Source organism: Methanoculleus sp. (assembly GCF_035363275.1).
Classification (GTDB): domain Archaea; phylum Halobacteriota; class Methanomicrobia; order Methanomicrobiales; family Methanoculleaceae; genus Methanoculleus.
Genome location: NZ_DAOSET010000026.1, coordinates 23,259 through 39,690, shown reverse-complemented (window position 1 = coordinate 39,690; position 16,432 = coordinate 23,259). Strand labels below are relative to the sequence as shown.

The window sequence follows — 16,432 nt, the reverse complement described above, 5'->3', positions numbered from 1 at the left end:
CGTCGGCCATACGGGTCGGGTCGTCGGTCTTTTCAAGCGTAATCCCCAGTTCGTCGGCGTAGCCCCAGAGGAGCTCGATGCACCGGGCGTACCGCTGGCACGCGCCGCAGTCGCCCTCGTGCTCGTACCAGACCTGCACCCCGCGGTCCGCCGAGACGAAGACGATTGCAGCCGCATCAAACGGGACGGAGCGGCCGAAGAGGACGCCAATCTCCGCGTTCAGGCGCTCCACCTCGATCTGGTTCGCCTGCGCCATCTCTAGAAGCGTCTCCTCGACCTTCCGGTCCATGGCAAGCAGCGCCTTCGAGACCGCCTGGCGGGATATGCGGAAGCGGTCTGCGATGCTGACGTTCGGGAGGCCGGTGCGGCGGAGCTGCCAGAACGCAAACTGCCTGTCGTTTAAGGGGATAGGCATGCGTCAACATTCAGGGGTTGACAATATATACATTTCGATCTTTCCCGTCGAGCCGGCTCGTGTGCGGTTCCCGGCGGTCGGATAGCGCCCGGGTCATACCCCACTTCCCTGACCGGATGGTGACAGGCCGCCGGGTGTACGCTCCCCGACCGGGAGGCGGATCAGAAAATTAATCGCCGTTCCCCCGGAACAGAACCGTATGGATACCGCACTGCGCGACGCCTACATTGAACTCCACGAGAAGTACTTCCCGGGCACAGAACTCCCGATCGCCTTCGAGGTCGGAGGCGCGACCGATGAAGTGGAGAAGGCCCCCGCCCCGAAAGGCTGGAGGTGCTTCGTCTGCGACCTTGTAAAGGTACGAAACGGAAAGAGCCTTGTCTTTTCCGAGGACTCCATCGGCTGCCGCGGCGGGAGGTTCTACCTCGGTTACGACGCAGAGCGGTTCCCCGACTTCCGCTACTTCCTCTCCACCGGGAAACCCGGTGAGATGGAAGGGGAGCGCTACAAGCAGACGCCGGAGATCGTCGACGAACTCGACCGGGGAACCGCACGGATACCGACAGAGGGAAGGAGCATCGTCTTCAAGCGCTGGGACAACCTCACGGAGGCCGACAACCCGGACGCCGTCGTCTTCTTCGCCCGCCCGGAAGTGCTCTCCGGCCTCTTCACGCTTGCGAACTTCGACCGGGCCGACCCGTACGGCGTCATCGCTCCCTTCGGCGCCGGGTGCAGCTCGGTCTTTACCTTTCCCTGGCTCGAGCAGCAGAGCGAGGAACCAAGAACGGTGCTCGGGATGTTCGACCCCTCGGCACGGCCCTGCGTCCCGCTGGACGTCCTGACGATGGCCTTTCCCATGAAGAAGTTTACCCGGGTGGTCGGCTTCATGGAGGAGAGTTTCCTCACGACGGGCACCTGGGGGAAGGTGATGAAGAAGATAGACCGGAGCAATAAGCGACTGGTGGACGCGTAAGCGCCCAGCAGGAGCTGGAGAAATGCGAAACATTTTCGACCGGCGACTGGTGTTAGGGTGCAAAAAAGAGATGATCAGATGAGTTCCCGGATCTCGGCAAACGTTGCGTTCTTCGGGACCAAGACGGTATTAGCGGTATAGTTCAGCCCGCCGGCGGCGTGGAGTTCCTCTAGTTCGTAGACCCGCGGCCCGTACTGGTAGCCGGTCTCGTTCAGCCACCATCCCGGGTACCCGGGTTCCTCGACTGCCCCCGTCGCCGGATCGGTGATGAGGCCGTTTGAATACGTGACGATCAGCGTGCCCGCGAGACCGTGCCATTCGTCGATGATCTCGTCGCCCCGCGTGACCGTGAAGTTCGTCAGGAGACGTGCCGCTCCTTCATCGTCTCCGGCGGCGATGAGTTCGGCCGCCTCTCGGTCGGTCTCTTGCATGAGGGTTATCGATTCTGCTTCAAGTTCGCCCTGCTTCGCGATGATTTCGTCGATCATCGCGTCGTAGCGAAGCATGGCCCAATTCGTTACAAAATCAAACGTCCAGTAGGCGGCGTCTGGATCGTATTCAAACCGGTCGCCGGCCGCGTACGCGGCGGATACGTTTGTCGAGCCTGCATACATCGGCGCATAGACCGTCTCGTACGCGACCGCCGGACCGAACCAGAGCACGCCTCCCACCGGATCGGGGAGGGACGAGCGTGCCTGGGCGACGTAACTGTAACTGCAGAAGACCCCCGAGACCGGCCGCGGATTCGCCCCGGGACGGACCTCCATGTACGACGCGTTCTGGAAATCTGTGTGGGCATCCGCAGGCCCTAAGTACCGGTAGGGGTTCCCGAACGGCCCTGCGGCCTTGCCGGTAGAGAGGTCGAACTCGGTTCCCTCGTAGTGGTCCCGGAAGAGCGAGAACGCCCCGGTCAGGTTGACCTTCTCGTCGGGTGTAACGGTGAACGGGTACGCCTTCGTGTACGAGTTCTCGACGTACAGGCTCAGGTTGAGCGACGGGGCAAGCCGGTCCTGGATGCGCCAGACCCGCATCAACGAGTAGTAAGGATGCGCATACTCACCGTAGCTGACGGCTTCGAGCCAGTCGAGGGAGCCGTCTGCAGGGGACCACAGGCCTGCCTTTTCAAGCTTGTCGAAGAGTTCGTTTGAGTAGATCTGGTCGGGGTTTCCGGGAACGACCTCACGGGTCCTGAACTCGTTTGCCGCGACAAAGACCTCCCCGTCGGGGATCCTCTCTGCGACCCAGAGGCCCCCGCCGTCTTCCGGATCGAGGCTCGAGCAGATCTCAATGACCCACGCCTCCTCCGGGTCGGCAAAGACGAGCGTCTCGCCGGTTCCGTAATAGCCGTAGGTGTCGATCAGGTCGCCGACCAGTTTAACCGCTTCCCGTGCTTTCGTGCACCGCTCGAGTGCCACGTTCGAGAGCTCCGAGGAGTAAAAGATCCGCTTTCCTTCGGCTGCATCAAGCTCGACTTTCGCGTATTCGGTGCATTCGGCGGAGAGGAGCTGGTGCTCGTTCATCATGCCGTACGAGCCGGTGTAGTAGGCGTAGGTGTGCGGCACCTGGTCGATATACCCGAGAACCATGCGCGAATCACCGCCGCTCGCACCTCCCGCCGTATCCGAACCGCTGTCGGGATCGAAAACGATTGCTCTCTTCTCTCCGGGAGCATGGTCGGCCGCGGGGACGTAGAGTATGCTGATGTCGTCGATGTTCCTCCAGTCTTTCCCGACGCCGTCGTTCGTGTGCCCGACGTACATCGACCCGTCTTCGGATGCGCCGGGCGTTATCGCAAAGACGGTACATGCCGCTGCATTCGAGACCACCAGGGATGCAACGAACAGGCAGAGGGCGCTTCGTAAGAAAACAGTCATATCCACACGCTTTCGCATAAAGAAAAATGATAACCCGGACTTAAAAGGATGGCGAATTGTTCGTTACTGTTTCGGCACGGCAGAACGGAAAGACAAAGCATATAAGGCCGGAAAGGCTGCTCGTAAAATAATGGACCCAGATGTACGTTTGAGCATGATGGAAGACTTCTTTGCTGCGTATGCGGCGGGCTTCAACAAGGCCCTTGTCGATGCGCCGGAGATCGACGTCGAGGCCACGGCAGAGGCGTTTGCCGATTGCATCATCGCGGCGGACCCGAACGGTGTCTCCTGCGGAAGGAACGGCGAGGAGTTCCGCGCTCAGATCCCGAAGGGGTTTGAGTTCTACCGGAGCATCGGGACGAAATCCATGAGGGTCGCGTCGCTTGCGGTCACACCTCTCGACGACTATCACCTGATGGCAAAGGTGCACTGGGTATCGGTGTATCGGAGGAAGGACGGCAGCGATGACCAAATTGATTTCGAGAACATCTACTTTGTCCAGACAATCGGCGAAAAACCCCGGATATTCGGGTACATCACCGGGGACGAGCAGAAACTGCTGCGCGAGCGGGGATTGATCCCGCAATAGCAAAAGACAGCCTCGCGTCCTCACTTCACGGCCCTGCGTATCCCCCGTACGGGGTAGGATTTACCGGTGATGCGGAGAGGCGGCAACGGCGTCCCGGAAGAGAGAGGCCGGACGTCACTTGCGACAGGGATCGCTCTGGTTCCGATCGTTCCGATCACGTGCTGCTCCGCAACGTGGCTCGAATGAGGGAACCGCCGGACTGCTGGCGACACGCTCCGGAGCGGATCGGTTGTACCCGGAACGCGGAATTGTAACTCTCCGGGACGGCCGCCGGCATCTCCGAACGTATCCGGAAGCACGAGGTCACGAGAAAATCCGGATCTACCCGAAACGGTCTCGCCACACTTACAGGATATACAAAGACAACATTGAATAGCATGATAGTCCCAAAACTACTTCAGGACCGACATTGATTGAGTCAGAAGATCCTGAATTATTAAATTGCCATTACGGGTCATAAAATAGGCTGGATATCGATAACACCCTTCGTCTGGCTTTCGAGACCTGGGGCGGAACAGAAGGCTCCAGAGAACAAAGATCCTGTTGGGATAGCCATAATGGACCGAAATCCTTTGAATGCAGTAGTTTTTGAGGATGGGTTATCAGATTCTTTTGGGATGGCAGGCATGATCACCCTGAGAACCCCACTGTCGCCATCGGGGTGAGGAATCCAGGATTTCAGGCAGAAATGGCGAAAGTGGGCACGAAGATACTCCTGCCACAGGGGCGGTATACATCCCGCTCAGGGAGAGCAAAACCCAGATGTCCGAAGGTGAAGGATGAAGCATATCGGAGCCGAGAACAACAAGACCGGTGAAACGCCCCGGCCAGCCGGGGCGGGCTTCCGGCGAGCTCGCTCCGCCTGGCAACCCGTCGTTTGAAGGAGAATCCGAGATTTGGCACTGGATGATTCGTTGCTCAAAAGGATGGCCGAAACGACCCAGTACCTGGAGAACCTGATCACCTACGCGAACGCCCCCATCATCGTCTGGGACGTAGGCCTCAGGATCACGAGGTTCAACAACGCCTTCGAGCGGCTGACGGGTCGAACCGCGGGCGAGGTCATCGGCCGGTCGCCGGAGATCCTCTTTCCCGAAACACGGCGTGAAGAGTTGATGGATCTCATCCGGAAGACGACGGCAGGGGAGCGGTGGGAGACCGTCGAGATCCCCATCCTCACGGCAGACGGCAGGATCCGGACGGTCCTCTGGAACTCCGCCGCCGTGTACGGTGACGATCGGGCAACGGTCACCTCGGTCATCGCCCAGGGCCAGGACATCACCGGGCGCAAACGGGCCGAAGAGGCGCTCAAGAGAGCGAACGACAGACTGGAGATGCGCGTTCTGGAGCGCACCCAGAGGCTCCGGGAGATGAACGAGGCCCTGCAGGCGGAGATCACCGAACGCGTCCGGGCGGAGGAGGCGGTGAAGGCCGAGCGGCAGCGTCTCTACGACGTCCTGGAGACGCTGCCGGTGTACGTGATCCTGCTCTCGCCGGATTATCGGGTGCCCTTCGCGAACCGTTTCTTCCGGGAACGATTCGGGGAGTCGGATGACCGGCGCTGCTACGAGTACCTCTTCTCACGCACAGAGCCCTGCGAGAACTGCGAGACCTATCGTGTCCTGAAGACAAAGGCGCCCCACCACTGGGAGTGGACCGGGCCGGACAACCATGATTACGATATCTTCGACTTCCCCTTCACCGAAGCGGACAGCTCCCCCCACATATTAGAGGTCGGCATCGACATTACAAAGCGCAAGCGTGCCGAGGAGGCGTTGCAGAGATTGAACGAGACGCTCGAGCAGCGCGTGATCGAACGTACGGACGAACTCGCGAAGGCCAACGCCATCCTCAATGCCATCTGCGAGAATACGCCGGCACCCATCTATGTCACCGATCGCCGGAGCCGGCTCGTGATCTGCAACCCTGCCGTGCTCCGGATGATCGGCAGACCGCACCCCGAGGTGTTCGGGAAGTCGAAAGCCGAACTCCTCGGTCCGGAGGCCGGGGAACCCATCGTAGCCCACGAGCAGCGCGTCATGGAGACCGGGATCACCGAGACCTTTGAGGAAGAGATCGGCGATCGGATCTACTACTCGACAAAAACGCCTCTCCGGGATCTGCAGGGAGCGATCACCGGAATCATTGCCGTCGGAACGGAGATCACCGGACTGAAACGGGTGGAAGCACAGAGGCAGGAGCTCCTGGAACAACTGCAGCAGTTCGCCGAAGAGATGGAGGTCCAGAACAAAGAACTGCAATTCACCACCGGGCAACTCCAGGAGAAGAGCAACGAACTGGTGCATCTCAACCGGGTCCTCCGGGAGAGCGAGGAACATTTCCGTTCTCTCATCGAGAACGCGTCCGATATCATCATACTTCTCGACACGAACGGGTGCATCACTTATGCGAGCCCCTCGGTGAAGCGGATCGGCGGCTACGACCCTGAAGGCCTCATCGGCATGAACATACTCGACCTCACGCATCCCGATGATTTCGCGGGGGTGGTGGAAGCGATGAGAACCGCAGCGACCCGGCCATCGGCGAGACTCACCTTCGAGATCAGGATCCGGCATGCGGCCGGGCGGTGGATATTCCTCGACGTTACGGGTGCAAACCTGCTCGGGGAGGGGAGAGACCGGAGATTCATCGTGAACGCTCGCGACGTCACCGATCGAAAACAGGCCGAAAAGGAGCGGAACAGGTTGATCGCCGGTCTGGAGGAGGCGCACCGGGAGGCAAACCTGTATCTCGACATCATGACGCACGATATCAGGAACGCGAACAACGTCTCGGGCATCTACGCCGACCTCATGCTCGACCTCCTTGAGGGCACCGAGAAGACCTACGCTCAAAGACTCCACGACAGCATCGCGCGGAGCACGGAGATCCTCATGAACGTGGCGACAATCCGGCGGATCCATACAGAATTGACGAAATTCGCGCCGGTAAGCCTCAACGGAGTCATAAAAGAGGAGATTGGAAATTTCAGCAGAGCATCGATACGGCAGAAGGTCCCACCGCTCGAGGTCCTGGCGGACAATCTCCTCTCCACGGTCTTCATGAACCTCATCGGCAACAGCGTCAAGTTCGGCGGCCCGGACGTGGAGATCGTCGTCCGGGCGGAGGAGCGGGACGGCGAGGTGCTGGTGACGGTCGAGGACAACGGACCCGGCGTGCCCGACGACGTGAAGGGGAAACTCTTCCACCGGTTCGAGCGGGGGAAGGCCCGGGGGAAGGGCGACGGGCTCGGGCTCTTCATATGCAGGACGCTCGTCGAGCGTTACGGAGGAAGGATCTGGATCGAGGACCGCGTGCCCGGCTGTCCGGAGGACGGGGCGGCATTCCGGTTCACGCTCACGCTGGCGAAGCAGGATTGAGGCCTACGGCAATGACCGGAGAAGCTCTCGCCTCCCCGCCCCCGGTCTCACCGCGGCAATGACGGGTCGCTCCCGGTCGTATCCTCCGATGAATCCTCCTGCCCGGGGAGGGGGTCGACGTCGGGTATATCCTCCGGCGAGTTCTGCGCTCGGACCCGGGTCGCCGTTCCGGAGGGGATCCTGTCGACATCGGGTATACCCTCCGGGGATTCCTGCACGGTGAGGGCTGTTGATTGCGGTGTCTCTTTCTTTTCTTTCGGGCTGAGCAGTCTGGCGCGGACGGTATCCGCCAGGTCGTCCGTCGTCAGGAGAAGGAGCGTGTCGCCGGCCTCGATGACGGTGCTGCCGCCGGGGACGAAGCGTTCTTCCCCTTTCTGCAGCAGGATGATGAGGGCGCCTCTCGGCAGCCCGAGGTCGACGACCTGCTTGCCCACTGCTGTGGCGTCGCACGGTATGACCACTTCGAGCAGCTCACTCTGGGTATCGGGGTCCACCTCGAACTCCCGGGAGAGTTTGCTGGTCTCCTCGAGCGGGGCGGCGAGACCGAGCCAGCGGGCGACGGAGGGGATCGACGTCCCGTGAACCAGCGCCGAGATGATCACGATAAAGAAGACGATGTTGAATATCATCTCTGCACCGGGCACCCCTGCGACGAGGGGGTAGGTTGCGAGGATGATCGGGACGGCGCCCCGCAACCCCACCCAGGAGACCAGGGCCTTCTCGTTCAGCGGCATCTTCCAGGGGAGCAGCGTGAGCATGACGGCGACCGGCCGTGCGATGAAGATCAGGAGGAGGGCGGCGAGAAGGCCGGGGACGAACGCCGATACGAGCTCCGAGGGGAAGACAAGCAGCCCGAGCGCAAGGAACATCACGATCTGCATCAGCCACGCGATCCCGTCGTGGAACCGGATCAGGCTCTTCTTATGAACGACGATGCTGTTGCCCACGACAAGCCCGGCGATGTAGATCCCGATAAACCCGTTTCCGCCAAGGACGGTGGTCAGCCCGTAGGTCAGCAGCACCATCGAGAGGGTGAGCACCGGGTAGAGCCCTTCGGACTCCAGCTTGATCCGGTTCAGGAGATAGACGATGAACTTGCCGAGCGCGTAGCCGAGCAGGCCCCCGACCGCCATCTGCTGCACGAACGTCGGGACGAGATCCAGGATCGATGAGCCCGGAGTAAGGATCAGGCCGATGATCCCGGTGGTGAGCAGGACCGCCATGGGGTCGTTGCTCCCCGACTCGAACTCGAGGAACGGCCGCAGGTTTCCCTTCAGGCGTGCCCGTGCCGTCCGCAGGACCGAGAAGACCGCTGCTGCATCGGTGGACGAGACGACCGCGCCGAGAAGGAGACCTGTGAGCGGGGGGAACCCGAGGACCACGACGGCAAATATGCCCAGAAGGGCAGCGGTCAGGACGACGCCGATTGTGGAGAGGGCGATCCCCGGCCAGAGAATGGGCTGGATCTGTTCCAACCGGGTGTCAATACCGCCCGAGAAGAGGATATACGCAAGTGCGATGATGCCGATAACCTGTGCAATCGCGGGATCGTCGAACGGGATGCCGCCCGGACCCTCCGAGCCAGCCAGCATCCCGACGATGAGGAAGATAAGGAGTGCAGGAACCCCGAGCCTCTCTGAGAACTTGTTTGCTATGATGCTGATCAGGAAGAGCGTCGCTATGCCGACAAATACGAGTTCGAGAGTGAGCACCATCTGTGTGTATAACTCACCGTTGAGAGGGTTTAACCTTTGGGGGCGAGGGAACGGAGCAGAAGGTCCCCGGTCAACGGGGGCATGGGCACTCCCCGGCAGGCTGACCTGCATCGCCGGGAGTACCCTGGAGCCGTCCGTCCGGGAGGCTCCGGAGGCCGGTGGTGTCGGGGCAGTGGAGTAGAACGGCCGGATCCGTCCTCACCGTCGCCGGGGCATTTCGCGGCATTGATATAGTTGCCAAACACGTCACTCAGCATGGCAAAGACTCCCGTTCTTCCCCGGCCCCTCGGCACCGTAGTCTTACTGACGGCGGCGATATTCCTCATCATCGGCATCCAGGCGATCTCGTATATCGTCACCCTCATCGTTGTATCGATGATCCTCGCCATGATCGCCTATCCCGCGGCGAAAGCGCTCCGCAAGAGGGGTCTGCCGGAGGGCGTTGCCGTCGGTGTGGTCGCCGTCATCGCCTCACTTCTCCTCCTGCTCATCTGCTACACCGTCCTCTTCTCGTTTGAGAGCCTGATCGCGGATCTTCCCCTCTACCAGCAGGAGTTGACCGCCAGGCTCTCGGAGGCTCTCGCCTTCCTGGACCGGTCCGGTATCGAGACGGGCTCGTTCTCTCCATCCGCCGTCAGCCTGGAGCGGTTTGCCGGGTTCCTCTCTTCGTCCGCCGTGAGTATTGCAGACCTTCTGCTCTATCTCTTCTTCATAGCAGTCACGACGATCTTCATGCTCCTCGAGGCCCCGCGGATGCCTGAGCGCCTGCGGAAGGTGACGGGAGACCGAACCGAGACCGTCGAGGCGTTCTCCCGCATGAGCAGGTTCCTGATCGACTTCGTCATCGTCAGGACCGAGGCAAACCTCGTCCACGGCTTCCTCTTCGGTGCGTTCCTCTGGGGTATGGGGGTGCATTCGGCTATCCTCTGGGGGGTGCTGACGTTTCTGCTCGCATACATCCCCTACATCGGCCTGATCGTCGCGGCACTCCCGGCGGTCTTCTTTGCCTGGCTCCAGTTCGGGCCCTGGGGCGCGATTGCGGTGATTGCAGCCGTCGCCATCCTGAACGCGCTGGTAGAAAACCCGATCTTTGCGCACTTCGCATCGCGGCGCTTCGATATCCCCGCCCTCGTGGTCATCCTCTCGGTCATCTTCTGGGGATGGGCGCTCGGCGTCGCCGGGATGATCTTCGCCGTTCCGCTCACGCTTATCGTCCTGATGCTCCTCCAGGCGAGCGAGGACTGGGCCTGGGTGAACACGCTCCTGGGGGTCGACCACCTCTTTATGGGGGTGTCCCCGGGTGAAGGCAGCGGCGTCGGCGCGCCGGAGGCCCGGTAGGAGCGGCATCCCCCCGGAAGGTTGATATCCCGGCGGGCATCTTCCCTATCAGGAAGTGAGTATGCTCCACACACGCGAGATCATCAAGCAGATCTGGGATGCACAGGGCTACGGGAACCTTGCCGTCTGGGCGGATGGAACGACCGCCGTCATCGCCCCGGGCGAGAGCCCGAAGAGAGACGGGAAAGAGCCGCTTGCGATATTCAAGCCGATCCCGCTTGTGGCGGGTTTCTCGATGCTGGACTTTGCCACCCACGACCCCGACCTGCTCAGGCTGATCGAGACGACCATCCGGGAGGCCGGCGGCGAGATCGAGCGGGACTGATCATCGTCCCAAAAAAGAGATGGGGTGCCCGGGAGGGTTATTCGGTCGTCTTGCCGTCGAAGTGCTCTTCCTGGGCCATGGCCTCCTCACGGGTCTTCCGGACGACCTTGTCCTGGTGCTCCGGCGGGGAGTAGATCGTGTAGAGTTTGAGGTTGGCGGTCTTTGACGTGTTGATCACGTTGTGCTTCGCGCTGCTCGGCACGACCACGGCGCTGCCGTCTTTCACCTTGTACTCGGTGTTGTCGATGACGACCTTCCCCTCGCCCTCCTCGAACCGGAAGAACTGGTCGACGTCGTCATGGACTTCCTCGCCGATCTCCTCGCCGGGCTTGAGCGACATCAGCACGAGCTGGCTGAACTTCCCCGTGTAGAGGACCCTGCGGAAGTCGTTGTTCTTTACGGTCTCGGTCTCGATATCTGCCATAAATCCTTTCTTCATTGGTGTGACCTCCCTTTTGGGATAGTGCTTATACGTTGCAATGTGTTGCGCCGGGACTATTTATCATTTAGGTTGCGGCAGGCGCTGCCCGGCCCAGGAAGGCGGGAGCGTTCCTCTCCGCCGGATCCCCCTGATCCCGGAACCGAAGGTGCCGGTCCCCACCGGGGTGTTATCAACCTCACTCCCCGCCCTTCTTCACCTCTCCGATCATCTCCTCGACCTCGGCATAGCCGTGCCGGTAGAATCCCTCCTCGTCAGGGTCGATCTCCCGCAGGAGACGCAGGAACTCTCCTGCATGCTCCTTTTCTTCGTTTGCGATATCGCGCATCACCTTCCGGACCAGCGGGTCGTCGGTCGACTCGGCGATCTGGTCGTAGAGCTGGATCGCCTCGTACTCGGCGGCGATCGAGAACCGGATCGCCCGGATAAGTTCTCCCCGGTCCAGTCTGCGTTCCATGTGGTTCCCGGCAAAGGGATGGCTGAATTCGGGCATATCATCGGTCTCCTCTTCGATATGGAGGCCCAACCAGGCGGACCCCGTTTTGGGCCGTGCGGTGCCATGGCATATATAGGTTGGGTCCCGCCCGTTCGGGGCGGTGCTCCGCGCCCGGACGGTTGCATCACGAAGAAATATATCCGCACGGTATCGAACTATATCAAGGACGCAGAGTATGCAGAGAGCGCTGGTGGATAAATTGAAAGAATCGGCACAGTCCGTTCTGCCGATTGCGGTTATTATTCTTCTGCTTCACTTCACTCTAGCGCCCCTGCCGTTCGGCACGCTGGTGCTTTTTCTCCCGGCGGTCGTCCTGCTCATCCTGGGCATGAGCGCCTTCACCCTCGGCGCCGACATGGCCGTGATGCCGATGGGCGAACTGATAGGCGCGAAACTGACCGAGTCGCGAAACCTCTGGCTGATGATCCTGATCAGTTTCCTGCTGGGCCTGGCGTTGACGCTGGCGGAGCCCGACCTGCAGGTGCTGACCCGGCAGGTCCCCGCCGTGCCGGACTTTGTCCTCGCAACCACGGTCGCCTTCGGCGTGGGCATCTTCCTCGTGATCGCCATGTTGCGGATCCTCTTCCAGGTCAGGATCTCCCACCTCTTCATCCTCACCTACGCCCTGATCTTCATCGTCGCCGCGTTCACCGCACCGGAGTACATGGGCGTGGGGTTCGATGCGGGCGGCGTCACCACGGGCCCCATCACCGTGCCGTTCATCCTCGCACTGGGTGCCGGCGTCTCGGCGGTCCGTGCAGGGAAGAGTACCGAGGAGGACAGTTTCGGGTTGTGCGCCCTCTGTTCGATAGGGCCGATCCTGGCAGTTCTGATCATGGGGATATTCTACGACCCCACCGGTACCGGCTACGCCTTTGAGACCCCCGCCACGGCAGACAGCATCGGGGAACTGGTGGCGCTGTATGCCGGGGGGCTGGTCGGGTTCTTCAAAGAGGTCTGCCTCATCCTCTTGCCCATTGTCGTTTTCTTCGGGGCGTTTCAGATGTTGCGCTTGAGGCTGCCGAGAAGCCAGTTGATCCGGATCGGCGTGGGGCTCGTCTACATCCTCCTCGGGCTCACGATCTTCCTGACCGGGGTGTACATCGGGTTCATGCCCGCCGGGACCTACCTCGGGCGTGCCATCGCGTCGCTGCCGTACAACTGGATCCTGATCCCATTAGGCCTCGTCATCGGTTCCTTCATTGTCGCCGCGGAGCCTGCCGTGCATATCCTCAACAAGCAGATCGAGGATCTCACGAACGGCGCCATCTCGCGACGGGTCATGATGCTGGCCCTCTCGATCGGCGTCGGGATTGCCCTTGTCCTTGCCATGATCCGAATTCTTACGAGTATTGAGATCTGGTACTTCCTCGTGCCGGGCTACGCCGTCGCCCTCCTGCTGACGTTCTGCGTGCCCCAGATCTTCACCGCGATCGCGTTCGACTCCGGTGGTGTGGCCGCGGGCACCATGGCGGCGGCATTCCTGCTCCCGTTCGCCCTCGGCGCCACCGATGCCGTAGGCGGTCCCTTGCTGCTGGATGCGTTCGGGATTGTTGGTATGGTGGCCATGATGCCGCTGATAACGGTGCAGGTCATAGGATTGGTCTATCAGATCAAGTTGCGGAGGGCAAAGGCCGCGGAGAAGGAGCGGGCCGGAAGAGAAACCTTTGAGAAGGAGAATATCGAGAATATTGAGTTGTAACGAGGAATGAAAAATGCTGCACGAGACATCCCCCGGCGCACCGCTCGTCTTGATGGTCACGATATTCGACCGCGGGCAGGATGAACGGGTCATGGACCTGTTTACCCATGAGGGTGTGACGTTCAACCTGCTGGCCCTCGGGAGGGGCACGGCAAACTCGCAGATCTTGAGTTACCTGGGGCTCGGGGAGACGGAGAAGATGCTTCTCTTCAGCACGATGTCGTCGGAAGCATCAGACGTCCTGCTCAGGCAGGTCGGTGAAGTGGTGGGCCCGGATAAACCCAATCGCGGCATCGCCTTTACGCTGCCCATCCGGAGTGTCTGCGGAGGTCCGGCAGCGAAATGCCTGCTCGGCATATCGGAAACAGAGAGGGGAGAGCAAGTTATGGAAGAGAGAGGAGAGCACGATCTGATCGTGGTTATTGCAAACCGGGGGTTTGCCGATGTCGTGATGGAGACGGCCAAGGGCGCAGGGGCTACGGGAGGGACCGTCGTCCACGCGCGGGGTACCGGCTCAAAGGAGATGGAGAAGTTCTTCGGCGTGGCCATCCTGCCCGAGAAAGACCTGATCCTGATCGTCACGAAGAGTGAATCGAGATGCCGCATCATGGAGGCGATCGTCGCCGAAGCGGGGCCCCGGACCGATGCCCGGGCCGTTACGTTCTCTCTCCCGGTGAACGGCGTTGCCGGATTATCCGCGGGCCCGGGAGTGCCGGAAGGTTCAGAGCAGGTGTGAAGAGGGGGCGGGCGGCGATGCTGTCTCGTGCATTCCCTCGCGATTGCAGGTTACGGGCGGGCACGGGGTCTAGCAGGCCCGCTGGAGGATTGCTTCGACCGTGATCGTATAGGTGATTGTCTCTCCCGCAAGCGGGTGGTTGGCGTCGACGGTGATGCTCTTCTCGTCCAGGTCGACGACGGTCACCAGGCAGGGCTTTCCCATCACCTCGACCCGGACGAGGTCTCCAGGGGCCGGTTCGTGATCGAGCTTCAGTTTCTTGCGTTTTATCGTGACGACGAGTTTCCTGCGAAACTTCCCGTAAGCCTTCTCCGGGGGCAGCACCACGGTCACCGTCTCGCCCGGCTCTCTTCCGATCAGCGCCTCTTCAAAGAGGGGATTGATCTGGTTCGCCCCGAGGGTGACCCGCACCGGCTCGCCCGACCGGGTGTCTTCAAAGATCTCGCCGTCGGGGCGGGTGCTGGTGAAGTGCAGGAGCAGGGTGTCGCCGTCGGTTACGGGTGGCATGGGTGCTTGATCGGTTTGTCGGGCAGGGGTTTTAATTCATTGGGGTGCAGCGGATCCCGGAGCATGCCACTGAATGAGCGCTGTTAAAATTCCCCATTGTGGATGATTTATTCCAGGTCGGCGAGAATATCTCCAATTTGCCGGTGCAGAATAGGTATTTCTACCGTTGCCAGAGTCCAGACATATTTCAGATTCATGCCAGGATAATCATGAATCAGCCTGTCGCGAAGGCCTGAAATCTTTCTCCATGGAATATCCGGGTATTCATCCCGGAAGTCATCCGGAACATGTTTCGCAGTTTCCCCGATAATCTCGAAGAATCTGATGATACCCGCGTTGTACAGCGAATCTTTGAGAAATTCCTCATAACTCATTCGCTCGGTTGCCTTCATGATATTTTCAGATTGCTCATAAATATCCGCAAGATAATATCGCAACCGCAACTCCGTCATACCGTACCTCTCTCAGGCGTACAGAAGATGGCTTCCCTCATCACGCATACGCGGAATCTCTCGCCCATCCACTCAACAGAGACCAGATCCACTTTTCTCTGGAGCAAATCCTCAAGAAAATCCCCTAAGTCCAGTAGATTCTCGTATGTGTCCATCTCCGGGCGGAACGAGTATACGACATCCACATCCGATTCCGGTGTATCCTCCTCACGCGATACCGAGCCGAAGATACCGATTGTTTCGATGCCGTACCTCTCCCGGAGGGTCGGGAGCTCACGCTCAAGAAGGGCCAGAACCCTTGGCTTGATGGATTGGTATCCCTCCACTATCGATCGCCTCCGGGATTCGCCGATGATAACTCTTCGCCATCACGAGATATGAGGTTTTGCCAGTAGAGTGGGGTTCCTCTCCGCGACAGATGGGATAAAACCGGGATCTAATTTCGAAAAAGAAATGATATCCAAGCCTCAGGCGAGATTCGAACTCGCGACCTCGTCCTTACCAAGGACGCGCTCTACCGGCTGAGCCACTGAGGCGTGAAGCACCAATTATGTTGGAGGTTTACCCTATAAAAGGTTACGGCCGGGACCGGGGTGAGAACCGGGCGGGATCTCGCTACTCCCCCTCAGCCGCGGCATCGATCGCCGCGAGCGCCGTTATGCTGGCGGTCACCCCGTCGAGGGTCTCCACCTCGATGATCGGCGTCACCCTGCTCCGGCGCACGGCATCCATCACGGTCGAAAAGTCGATCGTCCCGGCCCCGACCGGCGAATGCGTGTCCTCGGTGCCGTCGTTATCGTGTAGATGGAAGTGTGCCGTCGGGTGAGCGAGGAAACAGTCCAGGCACCCGTTCAGGTTCGCGTGGCCGACATCGAGCGCAAACCCGATCCCGTCGATGAGCGGCAGGTCGTCGCAGGAGCGCAGGAAGAAGTACTCCCAGTTCCCCATGTTCTCGACGAAGAACGTGACCGAGAGGTCGTCGGCCGCCGCCGTCAGTTCCTCAAGCGACTGCCGGAACCGCTCCGTGGCCCGCGCCTGCTCCTCGATCCACGCATAGTAGCCCGGGTGGATGACCACGTCCGCCCCGACCTCCGCGGCGATGGCGAACGTCTGCGTCAGGACCTCGACGCTCGCCCGCCGGATGGGCTCAAGGACACTTGCGATGTTGACCCCCCGGGACGGCGCGTGGATGAAGTAGCGAAACGTGTGGCTCTCGAGCGGTTCTGCGCTCGCGAGGTAGTGCAGCCCTTCATCCATCACCTCCACGCAATCGGTCATGGGGGCGAGAGTATCGAGTGCGCGAGAGAGCGGCTCGCGGTGAAGGCAGTAAGTGGAGATGCCAAACATACAGAGTGTTCCAGCCGGGACGATAAATAGATTCGGCATAGGCACATCGCCCGGATACCCGCGACCGGTCCTGCCATCCCCGCCATCCGGCTGCTCATGACCCGCCCCACGGGCATCTCTCCGGCGGTAAAAAGGGCCAATCCG

Annotated in this window: 16 protein-coding genes and 1 tRNA gene; 7 read left to right on the top strand and 10 right to left on the bottom strand. The window is 60.7% G+C overall.

What is annotated here, in order from left to right:
- On the bottom strand, positions 1–415 hold a 415-nt coding region (locus PLN84_RS07365; protein ID WP_348531991.1), incomplete at its 3' end, for a hypothetical protein.
- 199 nt (positions 416–614) lie between these two features.
- Between PLN84_RS07365 and PLN84_RS07360 the strand changes: the two genes are divergently transcribed.
- Positions 615–1,388 (top strand): DUF169 domain-containing protein, encoded by a 774-nt coding sequence (locus PLN84_RS07360; protein ID WP_348531990.1) that lies wholly within the window; start codon positions 615–617, stop codon positions 1,386–1,388.
- Between the two features lie 74 nt (positions 1,389–1,462).
- Here PLN84_RS07360 and PLN84_RS07355 read toward each other — a convergent pair whose 3' ends face one another.
- Positions 1,463–3,280, bottom strand: coding sequence for a C69 family dipeptidase (locus PLN84_RS07355; protein ID WP_348531989.1), 1,818 nt, complete (start codon positions 3,278–3,280; stop codon positions 1,463–1,465).
- A gap of 112 nt (positions 3,281–3,392) precedes the next feature.
- Between PLN84_RS07355 and PLN84_RS07350 the strand changes: the two genes are divergently transcribed.
- Both PLN84_RS07350 and PLN84_RS07345 read left to right on the top strand, forming a co-directional pair.
- A complete protein-coding gene (locus PLN84_RS07350; RefSeq protein WP_292385656.1) occupies positions 3,393–3,851 on the top strand; it encodes a hypothetical protein in 459 nt (152 codons plus the stop codon).
- A gap of 896 nt (positions 3,852–4,747) precedes the next feature.
- Positions 4,748–7,231, top strand: coding sequence for a PAS domain S-box protein (locus PLN84_RS07345; RefSeq protein ID WP_292385658.1), 2,484 nt, complete (start codon positions 4,748–4,750; stop codon positions 7,229–7,231).
- A gap of 47 nt (positions 7,232–7,278) precedes the next feature.
- On the opposite strand, the gene PLN84_RS07340 is transcribed toward PLN84_RS07345, so the two are convergent.
- Positions 7,279–8,946: a potassium/proton antiporter gene (locus PLN84_RS07340; RefSeq protein ID WP_292385660.1), complete on the bottom strand. Its 1,668-nt coding sequence runs from the start codon at positions 8,944–8,946 to the stop codon at positions 7,279–7,281.
- A gap of 255 nt (positions 8,947–9,201) precedes the next feature.
- Here PLN84_RS07340 and PLN84_RS07335 point away from each other — a divergent pair, with 255 nt between their 5' ends.
- Both PLN84_RS07335 and PLN84_RS07330 read left to right on the top strand, forming a co-directional pair.
- Positions 9,202–10,284 (top strand): AI-2E family transporter, encoded by a 1,083-nt coding sequence (locus tag PLN84_RS07335; RefSeq protein ID WP_292385662.1) that lies wholly within the window; start codon positions 9,202–9,204, stop codon positions 10,282–10,284.
- Between the two features lie 61 nt (positions 10,285–10,345).
- A complete protein-coding gene (locus PLN84_RS07330; RefSeq protein WP_292385664.1) occupies positions 10,346–10,609 on the top strand; it encodes a hypothetical protein in 264 nt (87 codons plus the stop codon).
- Between the two features lie 37 nt (positions 10,610–10,646).
- On the opposite strand, the gene PLN84_RS07325 is transcribed toward PLN84_RS07330, so the two are convergent.
- Together PLN84_RS07325 and PLN84_RS07320 are read right to left on the bottom strand one after the other, a co-directional pair.
- Complete coding sequence (locus tag PLN84_RS07325) at positions 10,647–11,048, bottom strand: cupin domain-containing protein (protein WP_292385666.1); 402 nt, start codon at positions 11,046–11,048, stop codon at positions 10,647–10,649.
- A 178-nt stretch (positions 11,049–11,226) separates the two neighbouring features.
- A complete protein-coding gene (locus PLN84_RS07320) occupies positions 11,227–11,541 on the bottom strand; it encodes a ferritin family protein (protein ID WP_292385668.1) in 315 nt (104 codons plus the stop codon).
- 178 nt (positions 11,542–11,719) lie between these two features.
- Between PLN84_RS07320 and PLN84_RS07315 the strand changes: the two genes are divergently transcribed.
- Positions 11,720–13,246 carry a DUF1538 domain-containing protein gene (locus tag PLN84_RS07315; protein ID WP_292385669.1) on the top strand — a complete coding sequence of 509 codons (1,527 nt, stop codon included), beginning with the start codon at positions 11,720–11,722 and terminating at the stop codon, positions 13,244–13,246.
- 13 nt (positions 13,247–13,259) lie between these two features.
- A complete protein-coding gene (locus PLN84_RS07310; protein WP_292385671.1) occupies positions 13,260–13,982 on the top strand; it encodes a hypothetical protein in 723 nt (240 codons plus the stop codon).
- 69 nt (positions 13,983–14,051) lie between these two features.
- On the opposite strand, the gene PLN84_RS07305 is transcribed toward PLN84_RS07310, so the two are convergent.
- The 5 genes from PLN84_RS07305 to PLN84_RS07285 form a co-directional block, all read right to left on the bottom strand.
- Positions 14,052–14,489 carry an FKBP-type peptidyl-prolyl cis-trans isomerase gene (locus tag PLN84_RS07305; RefSeq protein WP_292385673.1) on the bottom strand — a complete coding sequence of 146 codons (438 nt, stop codon included), beginning with the start codon at positions 14,487–14,489 and terminating at the stop codon, positions 14,052–14,054.
- Between the two features lie 107 nt (positions 14,490–14,596).
- The gene (locus PLN84_RS07300; RefSeq protein ID WP_292385675.1) at positions 14,597–14,941 is read right to left on the bottom strand and encodes a DUF86 domain-containing protein; all 345 of its coding nucleotides are present in this window, start codon (positions 14,939–14,941) and stop codon (positions 14,597–14,599) included.
- Complete coding sequence (locus PLN84_RS07295; RefSeq protein WP_292385677.1) at positions 14,938–15,267, bottom strand: nucleotidyltransferase domain-containing protein; 330 nt, start codon at positions 15,265–15,267, stop codon at positions 14,938–14,940. The genes PLN84_RS07300 and PLN84_RS07295 overlap by 4 nt, the downstream gene beginning before the upstream one ends.
- 137 nt (positions 15,268–15,404) lie before the next feature.
- Positions 15,405–15,477, bottom strand: a tRNA-Thr gene (locus PLN84_RS07290).
- A gap of 79 nt (positions 15,478–15,556) precedes the next feature.
- Positions 15,557–16,288 (bottom strand): sugar phosphate isomerase/epimerase family protein, encoded by a 732-nt coding sequence (locus tag PLN84_RS07285; protein WP_292385678.1) that lies wholly within the window; start codon positions 16,286–16,288, stop codon positions 15,557–15,559.
- Positions 16,289–16,432 lie beyond the last annotated feature (144 nt).

Bases quoted from the DNA above. Each gene is read 5' to 3' on its own strand.
- PLN84_RS07360 (WP_348531990.1), top strand. From the start codon at position 615: ATGGATACCGCACTGCGCGACGCCTACATTGAACTCCACGAGAAGTAC.
- PLN84_RS07355 (WP_348531989.1), bottom strand. From the start codon at position 3,280: ATGCGAAAGCGTGTGGATATGACTGTTTTCTTACGAAGCGCCCTCTGC.
- PLN84_RS07350 (WP_292385656.1), top strand. From the start codon at position 3,393: ATGGACCCAGATGTACGTTTGAGCATGATGGAAGACTTCTTTGCTGCG.
- PLN84_RS07340 (WP_292385660.1), bottom strand. From the start codon at position 8,946: ATGGTGCTCACTCTCGAACTCGTATTTGTCGGCATAGCGACGCTCTTC.
- PLN84_RS07335 (WP_292385662.1), top strand. From the start codon at position 9,202: ATGGCAAAGACTCCCGTTCTTCCCCGGCCCCTCGGCACCGTAGTCTTA.
- PLN84_RS07330 (WP_292385664.1), top strand. From the start codon at position 10,346: ATGCTCCACACACGCGAGATCATCAAGCAGATCTGGGATGCACAGGGC.
- PLN84_RS07325 (WP_292385666.1), bottom strand. From the start codon at position 11,048: ATGAAGAAAGGATTTATGGCAGATATCGAGACCGAGACCGTAAAGAAC.
- PLN84_RS07320 (WP_292385668.1), bottom strand. From the start codon at position 11,541: ATGCCCGAATTCAGCCATCCCTTTGCCGGGAACCACATGGAACGCAGA.
- PLN84_RS07315 (WP_292385669.1), top strand. From the start codon at position 11,720: ATGCAGAGAGCGCTGGTGGATAAATTGAAAGAATCGGCACAGTCCGTT.
- PLN84_RS07310 (WP_292385671.1), top strand. From the start codon at position 13,260: ATGCTGCACGAGACATCCCCCGGCGCACCGCTCGTCTTGATGGTCACG.
- PLN84_RS07305 (WP_292385673.1), bottom strand. From the start codon at position 14,489: ATGCCACCCGTAACCGACGGCGACACCCTGCTCCTGCACTTCACCAGC.
- PLN84_RS07300 (WP_292385675.1), bottom strand. From the start codon at position 14,941: ATGACGGAGTTGCGGTTGCGATATTATCTTGCGGATATTTATGAGCAA.
- PLN84_RS07285 (WP_292385678.1), bottom strand. From the start codon at position 16,288: ATGTTTGGCATCTCCACTTACTGCCTTCACCGCGAGCCGCTCTCTCGC.